The following is a 9,246-nucleotide window of genomic DNA, read 5'->3' as shown; positions in this document are numbered from 1 at the left end:
ACCCTTAAACCTCCCAGATTGTAAAGCGTGTTTTTTTACTGGCTAATTGCCGTATGTAACGAACTACGCAAGGTGTTTTGATCAAAAGAAAAAAGAGCGCCGCCAAGGAAAAGCGAGCCCAGTAGAATCAACGATTTGAATGTATCATTTTTTCTCGCAATTTCAGTTTCGTTGGTTTTTCTTGAGAAGTCAATAGAACCGGGGTTTTGAATGTAACTTAATTACACTTAAGTTACATTCAAGTCCAAGAGAAAAGACCAACTTTTAAGGTCGGTCTTAAACAAAATTGACTGCTTAAAATGCTTTCATCACTTTCTTTTTCTTGCCGCATCGTTCGCATTTGTAGATAAATAATGCTGTTACTTCGCTATCTCGATCAACTTGTTCAAACTTATGTAAACCGATTCTGCATAAAAGGCTTTTTTCTTTGTTAGTAGCCAGCAATGAAATCACCAACAAGATTAATCCGCCTATGATTAGTATGTAAGGTGCGTTGTACAGATTAAATGTTTCATCGACTTTTGCGAGAAGCAGAACAACTCCGATTAAAATGGACGTTGAAGCAATGAATTTCGCCTTAGAAAACAAAAAATTCCTCCTTCCTAAATTTTTCAAGTTCTTTTTAAACTTATTCCCTAAAAACTCACTTTAAATCTATTGATAAAACTAGAATCTGAATGTAACTTAATTCACAATAAGTTACATTCAAATACAGGTTTTCTAACTTATAAAATTAATTACGGAGCAAATCCGTAATAGAAAAAGACATGCAGATAAAATCCTGCCCCAGCAACGACCAAACAAAGGAGAATAAACAAAGCCAGCATGATAATTTTAGAATTTTTCGTAACTTCTAATTTCCAAATGCCTTTGTAGACATGAATGCACAAGGCAACTATGAACGGAACGATCAGAAATAAATAAAAAGTAAATAGACCGTTTGCAAATACATCGTAATAATCTCGATTAAGACTTTCAGTAGTTCTAAAATAATTCATTATCCAAGCGAATGAAATTAAGAAAGCTGACTGCATGATGACACCATAAATAACTAAAGAAATTCTGTATTTCCCTAAATGATGCAGCTTCCACAAAATGAAACAATAAATTAGAGCAACTAGTATTCCTACGTATAGGTTGTAGGGATAAAAAATATGAACACCTCTTCTTTGACATGATTTTAATGCGGTTATTTATTTCCATATTATCACCATACCAAAAATATCCAATATTTTGTATTGATAGCAAAATATTTAGACATCTTTTTACACAGAAAATGAATGTAACTTAACTGCACATAAGTTACATTCAGTTCCGCTGAAATAGCGACTTTTATTTGTTCCAGATCTTGGCCCACAAACTTCGCGTGTCTTTTTTGGGCGTGACTGTCTCAGGTTCGCTTTCTTTCTGCTGCGCCGCCATACCGACCTCGCAGCATTATGGTTATACACTCTTTCTAAATAAGAAAAACCCTAGAATAGAAGCATACTCCAGGACTTTTTAATTCTTACCGCCAATTAATTTAGTTTGTCATAAATTAAAATAAAATAATTTTTGTTCGTTAGGGAAATCGTTATCTAATTTCTTTTTTTGTTCATAAACTTTTTGCTTAGTTGTATCTAAGTCAACTTGGGTGGCACGAAAATGGATTTCTATATCATCAGGTTTATTTCTTCTACCTAAAACACTATGCGCTGTATTAAACCTAAAGCATTCCTCGTAAAACTTTTTTGTTTTATCTTGATACTTGAGAAAAGTGTATATTTCGGGTGAAGGAATCGTACCATCGTAAGAAATAATATTTAATGCAGTAAAAGCGAAAGGAATTCGACAATTTAATTCATTTTCACTGTACAGTGAATGCAAATCTTCAGAAATAGCCGTATTTGGACTATGTTTTTTATTTAAAAAAGCATAGTACTTGTCCCAACCTTCAACTGACATATAGACGAATGTTGTTGCAGTGATGTCATAGCAGATGTTAGAAGAAACATTTTCAATTTGAAAAGAGTGATCAGAGTTAAAAAGTTGAGATATTTTGAACTTATCATTTTCTTCCTCAGTATACTTTACCGGTTGAATTTTAAAAATTAATTCTGGCTTTATACTAAGGTGAAATTGATCTCTTTGGAGAAGTTGAGATTGCTCAGTAATATCATTTGCCTTTGCTGCATTTTCATTCGCTTTTTTCGCATTAGAAACAGATTTCCAAGTGATTATAAGTAAAATAATTGACGAGGTAAAAGTTAGTAATTCTCCTATACTAATTGGCTCCATTGTTAGTACTTTTGATATTATTTCCAAAACTTCCACCAAGCTCTCCGTTCAAATGATTCAGTTGAATGACTGATTTCTTTTTTTTCTTGAGGTTGAAATTCTTGAGGATTCTGCAGAGCTGACAGATTTCGTTCTTCCAAAAGCTTTTTTATGTATTCTTGTTGCTGGTCTAGTTTTTCTAATAATTGTCTATTGAATTCGTCTTGTTGATCTTTAAATTCCTGGAATTGTTGTTCAACTGGTTTGTACGGTGGTTGAGTGGTGAGTTCTGGTGAATCGTCAATGGTAAAGGAGAAACGACTTGCTAGCATAGGTTCAATTTCATTCGCTTGATATCCCTCGCTGTAGAGCAAAGCAATCTGTTTTAGCACTTCAACGCTTTCAGGTCGATACTTCTTTCCCTTTCCTCTGGCGTCAAAGGGGAAATAAGCTTCAAACCGGCTTAAATACCTTCTCACAGTCGATTCTGGGATTTCAGTGATTTTACTCAATTCACTAACCGTTAATAGTTTATCCATCAAACACCCTCCTTAAAGTCACCATTCAACCACCACTCGCCATCTATCTACCACCATAAATACTATAGCTTTTCCAGAAAAAAAGAAACGAGTTCTCTATAAAGAGATATTATGAAGTATAAAAGTCTTAGTTTTCTATAATCTTAAAATGTATGAATGTATATAAATCAAGTTTACATATCGCAAGTTATCGGAAGGGAGGGCACTTGCTGCTAAGTTCCTTTCCTTTTTTGTTCGCATAAGTGTACTTTGATTAACTTTTTCGAAAAGATGAATAGCAACTAGAAAAGGAATACGAGAAACTTCGGTGAAATAAGCGAATGAAGAATCTGTTTATCAAATTAAGAATGGGGCATGCAATAAATACTTTTAATTAATATTTATTTTAAGGAGGTCTACAATGTCGGGAGATCAATTAATGTCAATTTTATTTTTAATTATTTGCTTTTTCGTTGTTTATATTTCATTTTTCTATGTTCGGAAAGATCGTTTCTTAAATACAAATGATTTTGCCATGTTCAGAGATGGTCTTTTTACCCCTGTCATCAATTTTTGGTTAATGAAAATTTTTATGGTTATTGGTAGTTTGTTTATAACATATTTTGGTATTATGTTAGTCGCAAGAGAGTTCAGTTAATTTTTGCCATAAATGACTTTAAGAATAGTAAAAGCGATTTAAAGACTCGATTTACAAATCCCAGGTTATCAGATGCTAAAAAACAAAAAGAAGATGCTGAGTTACTAGCATCTTCTTTTTGTTTTTTCTTATGGGACTTCCGATAATTCGGGATATGTAAACCAACTAGAAATTGGCTAACTCACCTACATTCGCGCACTCATCATTATTATTTTCACATCCGAAGGCGACATAAAAGTTCCAGGAACCAACCTAAATTTAGGGTGGTGTATAACTGGGCACTCTCGCTTTTCGCTCTCGGATCTTGTTGGAACTTTTATTCTTTTCATTTAGCCGCTGCACGTTCAATGTCTCGCATTATTTACAGCTGGAAGCTGCCCATAATACACCTGATTTCTACAGGGTGTATAGATGGGCACTCTCCACTTTTTCCAGAACTCTCAATTCCATCTGAAGTATTTTCTTAAACATACAGAATCGATTGGTCAAGTGACTTATATTCCTTTACAGTTTGTATAGGTTGGTAAATATTTCTAGAATTTACTCAAAGAAAGGGAGGGTAACTTTGTTGTTAACGATTTTACATATTCTATTTGCAGCACTCACGTTTGGATTCGCCGTATATGGATTACTCACAAAGAACTTTGAATACCAAAACTTCATGATTCTCTCTATGGGAATGATGATGCTGGTGATGGGTCTTAAGGAATTTCGAGGAAAGAGAAAATGGGTGGCCTACTTGATGTTTTTAGCAGCAGCTTTTATCTTAGTTGTTGCCGCGAGCATTTTCTTAACGCCCTCTTAATTTCTTAGGACATGCATATGCATCTGAAAGAAAAAAGAGTCGGAGGGTCAAGCAAGGCGTTTGAATTTGAATTTCGCACGTGTCGATTTCCATAGAAAAAGAGACCAAGGTTGGCTTAGCGCTCCAACTCCGGATCTCTTTTTTTGGCCATGGTTTTTTGTTTTTCTTGCTCACGCTCTTTTTGCCATTCTTTGAATTTATCCAAGTGTGTTTTTGCAAACTCCACTAAAAGATTCAACTTGCTTCTCAAGGTTTTATTTTCTTTTCGCAATTCCTGATTTTCTTGTTTCAACTGGCTATTTTCTTTCTGCAGCCGTTCGGTCTTGGATTTCTCTTGATCCAGTTTCCGATCGCTGGAGACAACCGCATCAAACATGTCATCAAATTGCTTCTCATGTGTCGCTATGGTGCTTTCAATGGCTTCGGTCGCTTTGGCTCTTGCTTTAAGGGCTTCGAAATCCTCTACCGGCAATTTCACGTGGTTTCGGTCAAATAGATTGGGTTTGCTGACTTGCAGCTCATCGACCTTCTTAGAAGCCGTCAGGGCGTTTCTAAGGGCTTCAGTTTCCTTTTCTAGGGTTTTAATCTCCTCATTGAGCGTCAATGCCTTAAAACGGCTCATTTCGATGTGTTTCCGGTCCGAAGCAATGCCCCGTTCCACTTCAAAGCCCAAGGTTTGCATGTGTTTCGGAAATTCCTCTTGCATCCACTGCAGTTCCTGGCGATTAAAGACATTCTTGCCCTGGAGTTTGCCGTCCCGCATCGGAACGACCCCTAAATGCATGTGAGGGGTTTTCTCGTCGTTGTGAACCGTCGCATACGCAATATTTTGTTTGCCATAGCGTTCCGAAAACAATTTATGGCTTTCCTCGAAAAACCGTTTCTGTTCAGCCGGATCCAACCCGTCAAAAAACTTCCGGTCTGAAGTCACCAATAGCTCGTTCACGAGCACGGCATCTTTTCGGGTTTTTCGCTCGCTTACTTTTTGGCTCTCGATGATGGCTTTCACTTGTTGGTTGTAGTCAATTTTTTCTTGATGCAGCAAATCATAATTCAAGTGCGCACGGTCCGTATCGATGTCTGGATTCGTCCGACTTTCCCGTTCTCGTTGGTTGTGGAATTGCATGCCCTTTAAATCCGGACTCTTCATTTTCTGCATCCGTACCACAGCAAAACTCAAAAGAATGCCCCCCCATAATTCGGTCAACTTCCATGTAAAGTATAGCACACTATACTTTATTGCATAAAGGTGTGCTCTCCGAGGGTGAAAAGCAAGTGGCTGCCTCAATAGTGAGGCGCCCCCCCAGTAGTTCAAAAGCAAAAAAAGACAGCCGACTTCGGCTATCTTTTCCGTAGGTCAACAGCAAAAAGAATGATCTATTGCTCGACTATCTTTTTCTTCAAGACGCTATATTTTTCAAACTTTCTAGTCGGTAGCTTATTCTCGTAAGGTATGAGAACGATAAAAAGGTTTAATCTCATCTAGTGTAACTCTTTCTTATATTCCAACTTTTTCAATGTTCCACAATAAATACTTTGCCATTAGTTGCACTAACCATTACTGAGATTTCCTCATCAACTTTATATCCTTTAAAGAGATACGCTTTAGAAGGTCTGAATGGATTAATGTTAGTTGTTGGAACGGTAGTAGTTTCTGTAATATCTAGATCATGCATAGCAACAACTTTTTCTACTGCCTCTTTTTGTGTTAATTCTGGTATAGAAAAAAATAGAACTATCGCAAAAAATATTATAAACAAGAAATAAGATAACCGTTTTTTTTCAACGATCAGAATTTTGAACATTAAAACGTGAAGAATTGTTAAAAGATATAACAAGCTTAAAGGCATTACATTCCCATATACTTGTGAATCAACTACAGTTAATATGACAAACAATACCAATGAAAGTATAAAACCGGGGATATAGTCCTTCAAGAAAATCTCTCCTGTTCTAGTTTAATTATTTTATTTACATCCTCTTCCCCAAGTCGCTATAGCTTGACTAAGCATCACTTGATAACTTGTTGGACTACCATAGCCTGTATTAGTTGTACTTACCAGTTTAGTAGAACCTTTACCGTTATAAGAATTGAATATCGTGACATACTGTTTAGTAATTTTGCTCGTAAAGTATCTTGTGCCATTAATTGTAGCGTAATAATCTTTTATATCTTTTCTTCCCTTGTAATAACCTTTAAATCCAGCAGTAAGAGTTGTGGTTGTGAATCCTACTCCAATCGATACAAGCATTTCTTTCAATATAGTAAGTGTAAAAGCATTTCTTAAAACAATAGCTGTAACAATTGTAGCTACAATTGCTGTTAATAGTTCTCCTTTACTGAAGTTGAAATACATTTTCGAAGTATTAGTAGTAGTCGATTTTTCATACAAGTAAGCCGTTACTGTTTTATTACATAAAGCGTTAGGTACTGATTTTTTAGTAGCGACTTGAGAATAATATCCTACAGCATAAGTTGATATGTCACCATTGTTGGTTGTAGCAAATTTCGTTTCAAGAGTATCTTCCGCAGTGACTGTTTCATCTAGATTTTTTTCAAATGTACTTTCTCCATATTCTGAAAATCCACTCAGTATTCCTGTTTCTTTATCAACTATACTTTGTTGCTCAATTGTTCCATCAATAAATAGAGAAACTATAGTTTGGTTGTCTTTTGTTTCAATAACCATTTTGTTCTGTCTTCCTTCTTTATCTACAAACTTATCTGTTATCGTGTCCCCTTCTATTACAGCATTTTCAAACATAACTTCTGATAAGATTTTCTTTTCATTTGAAATAGTAATTGGGGTGTCACTTATAGCAAAAGCAGATGCTCCAAAAGAAAAAAACATCATAAAAGCTAAAACACTCGAAATTTTATTCACATTCCTCCACATTTCAATCTCCCCCTAATTTTTCTAATGTATTATCAAACTAAATTACCATAAAAAAGAAAATTAAAATATAAGAAAATTGAAAAAATTTTTATAAAAGTTTTTTCAAGAAAGGAGGAGAATCGCATTTTTTACAACCAAAAAATTTTGAGATATCTCAACTTCTATCTTCAAGCCAATTATAAAACTCTACTTTCTTTACCGATCCAGGAGACAAAGTTTTATGATTTTTTTGAAGTAAGCCATTTAATTGCCTAAAATTCCATACAGTTTTTTGAATCAGCTCATTGGCTCGCTCACTCGTAATCGAGATCGGTTCGTCTACGAACTGTTTCATACTCTCAATTTCAATAATTAAATCTCTCGCTCGTAATCGATCGGTCTCACTATCAAGGTTCATGTATTCAAACATATCCTCAGAAACAATGTCCACGATGCTTTGAATCTCTTTAATTTGTTTCTTTGTGGCACTCGTTAGCTTTTGTCCGTTGGACCAAATTAGATCAAATCTAGCAATTGAACGACCTTCTTTTTCAACTTTATACCACACTTCTAATTCGGTATATTCATTAATTTCTTTAATAGCTATATCAAGCACGCCACGTTTAAATTGAGCTGTATTTCCAGCATACGTTTTTGTCGATTCTACACCGAATAGTTTCATCAATTCTTCTCTTGATATTACTTTGTGCCAATAACCATAATGAGCTTTTATGTAATCGTATAATGTCCATGAAAAACTACTTTTGAAGTTCGAGGCAATAGTTAAATCTGTTGTGATGTAATAAGCGTCTTTTAGTTCTAAAATATGGGGTAACATTTTTGGATTCCATTCGAAGCTAAATTGCCCCTTATCATAACCCATTCCGATAAAAGCATTCCAAAATTTGAACTTTTCATTTTCCATATCTATCGTACTGAATTTTATACTTGTAATCTTATCTGAATCTTTCATAGCATCTTCTGTTCGATACTGGGTTACACCAAATTTCTTTTCAAAGTCACTTTTTCGAAATTCCGTTAACCCATTCTGTTGAGTAGAAAAAATTGAAAATGCTAGTAATTGCATTTGATTTAGAGTAAGTCCTTGATAGAGTTTTGCCATAGATAATTCTTTACTCTTTTTGATTGAATTTTCATAGGAAACTAATTGTTTTTTAGCGTTTACTCTTGCCACAATTTCTTGCCCCTCTCTGACTATGTAAAATACTCCTGAAAACATGTGTATTACATAAAATACAATACACTAAAAAATTTTAAATGTATATTCGGTTTTTTATAATACACATTTAAAAAGGAGTATTTTACACATTAAACAGGAGTATTTTACACATTAAACAGGAGTATTTTACACATTTAAACTTTCAAACCCTTGGGGCTCTAAGGCTCAAAGGCACCCTTAAATATAACTAATATAATTAATCTTTTAAAAGATAATATATATATAGGCAAAATTTCATTTTGAAAAAATGAAAAGAAACAAGAAAAGAACAAAATGCAGATCAAGTTCGTTGCTAGAAAAATAGCAAACAAAAAAACTCCGTAGAAACCAATCTGGGAGTTTTACAAACGAAACGCTTTTAAATTACTCTCAATCTGTTCATCCGTGATACCAATGTAACGCAAGGTAATCTGCGGATGTGCATGGTTCAGGATGTTCTGCAGCTCGGCAATGTCTTTAAACTGCTTGTAATGCCAATAGCCGAATGTCTTGCGCAAGGTATGCGTACCAATGCCAACCGAGATATCGACCATCTGGGCGGCCTTCTGAAGCTGTCTGTACGCTTGGACACGGGTAATTGGACTATTGCCCTTTCGACTTGGAAAAAGCCACTCAGTACCTTCTAACGTGCGAATATAAGCATCCAGTTCCTCGTAAATGTTTCCGAGGTGAATCGTTCTCCTTTTGCCAGTCTTCCCTTCACGCAGCGATACCACTTGTTTGCCCTGGATCTCGCTCGTTTTAATCGCCAACAAATCCCCGACCCGCAGCCCCGAATTGATGCCGAGAAGAAACAAAATATAATCCCGTTCACTGCACCACTTCTTCAAACTCCATTTCATGTCGTCGATCTTTTCGAGCGACCGGATCGGTTGCACATCTTTTAATTCGGT

Annotated in this window: 11 protein-coding genes; 2 read left to right on the top strand and 9 right to left on the bottom strand. The window is 35.4% G+C overall.

All coding sequences use genetic code 11. From position 1 onward, the window contains the following. Positions 1 to 294: 294 nt before the first annotated feature. The 4 genes from MLE13_RS17575 to MLE13_RS17560 all read right to left on the bottom strand — a co-directional run bounded on the left by MLE13_RS17575 (position 295) and on the right by MLE13_RS17560 (position 2,795). Positions 295 to 588, bottom strand: coding sequence for a hypothetical protein (locus tag MLE13_RS17575; protein WP_240751078.1), 294 nt, complete (start codon positions 586 to 588; stop codon positions 295 to 297). 149 nt (positions 589 to 737) lie between these two features. Beyond that, entirely contained in the window at positions 738 to 998 is a 261-nt protein-coding gene (locus MLE13_RS17570) for a hypothetical protein (RefSeq protein WP_240751077.1), read from the bottom strand. Positions 999 to 1,530: 532 nt separating this feature from the next. Next, a complete protein-coding gene (locus MLE13_RS17565; RefSeq protein ID WP_240751076.1) occupies positions 1,531 to 2,313 on the bottom strand; it encodes a hypothetical protein in 783 nt (260 codons plus the stop codon). Further along, complete coding sequence (locus MLE13_RS17560) at positions 2,295 to 2,795, bottom strand: MerR family transcriptional regulator (protein WP_240751075.1); 501 nt, start codon at positions 2,793 to 2,795, stop codon at positions 2,295 to 2,297. Before MLE13_RS17560 ends, MLE13_RS17565 begins: the two co-directional genes overlap by 19 nt. Before the next feature lie 400 nt (positions 2,796 to 3,195). Between MLE13_RS17560 and MLE13_RS17555 the strand changes: the two genes are divergently transcribed. Both MLE13_RS17555 and MLE13_RS17550 read left to right on the top strand, forming a co-directional pair. Beyond that, the gene (locus MLE13_RS17555) at positions 3,196 to 3,432 is read left to right on the top strand and encodes a hypothetical protein (RefSeq protein WP_240751074.1); all 237 of its coding nucleotides are present in this window, start codon (positions 3,196 to 3,198) and stop codon (positions 3,430 to 3,432) included. 568 nt (positions 3,433 to 4,000) lie between these two features. Next, the gene (locus tag MLE13_RS17550) at positions 4,001 to 4,237 is read left to right on the top strand and encodes a DUF3953 domain-containing protein (RefSeq protein WP_240751073.1); all 237 of its coding nucleotides are present in this window, start codon (positions 4,001 to 4,003) and stop codon (positions 4,235 to 4,237) included. Between the two features lie 115 nt (positions 4,238 to 4,352). Here the strand turns inward: MLE13_RS17550 and mobV are convergent, their stop codons facing one another. The 5 genes from mobV to MLE13_RS17525 all read right to left on the bottom strand — a co-directional run. Next, positions 4,353 to 5,417, bottom strand: a complete 1,065-nt coding sequence (gene mobV, locus MLE13_RS17545) for a MobV family relaxase (protein ID WP_240751072.1) — start codon at positions 5,415 to 5,417, stop codon at positions 4,353 to 4,355. A gap of 334 nt (positions 5,418 to 5,751) precedes the next feature. Continuing rightward, positions 5,752 to 6,174, bottom strand: coding sequence for a hypothetical protein (locus MLE13_RS17540; RefSeq protein ID WP_240751071.1), 423 nt, complete (start codon positions 6,172 to 6,174; stop codon positions 5,752 to 5,754). 30 nt (positions 6,175 to 6,204) lie between these two features. Beyond that, entirely contained in the window at positions 6,205 to 7,134 is a 930-nt protein-coding gene (locus MLE13_RS17535; RefSeq protein ID WP_240751070.1) for a hypothetical protein, read from the bottom strand. A 154-nt stretch (positions 7,135 to 7,288) separates the two neighbouring features. Continuing rightward, entirely contained in the window at positions 7,289 to 8,308 is a 1,020-nt protein-coding gene (locus MLE13_RS17530) for a replication initiation protein (RefSeq protein ID WP_240751069.1), read from the bottom strand. Positions 8,309 to 8,694: 386 nt separating this feature from the next. Continuing rightward, positions 8,695 to 9,246 (bottom strand): site-specific integrase (locus MLE13_RS17525; protein WP_240751068.1); only part of this gene is annotated, 552 nt, incomplete at its 5' end.

It is taken from the genome of Planococcus halocryophilus (assembly GCF_022489025.1).
GTDB lineage: Bacteria > Bacillota > Bacilli > Bacillales_A > Planococcaceae > Planococcus > Planococcus halocryophilus_A.
Note: the sequence above shows the minus strand (reverse complement) of the source record. Positions and strands in the feature narration are given on the sequence as shown.

What these genes read in the sequence shown, in the direction of transcription:
- MLE13_RS17570 (WP_240751077.1), bottom strand. Translation starts at nt 998, where the DNA reads ATGAATTATTTTAGAACTACTGAAAGTCTTAATCGAGATTATTACGAT.
- MLE13_RS17535 (WP_240751070.1), bottom strand. Translation starts at nt 7,134, where the DNA reads ATGTGGAGGAATGTGAATAAAATTTCGAGTGTTTTAGCTTTTATGATG.
- MLE13_RS17560 (WP_240751075.1), bottom strand. Translation starts at nt 2,795, where the DNA reads ATGGATAAACTATTAACGGTTAGTGAATTGAGTAAAATCACTGAAATC.
- MLE13_RS17555 (WP_240751074.1), top strand. Translation starts at nt 3,196, where the DNA reads ATGTCGGGAGATCAATTAATGTCAATTTTATTTTTAATTATTTGCTTT.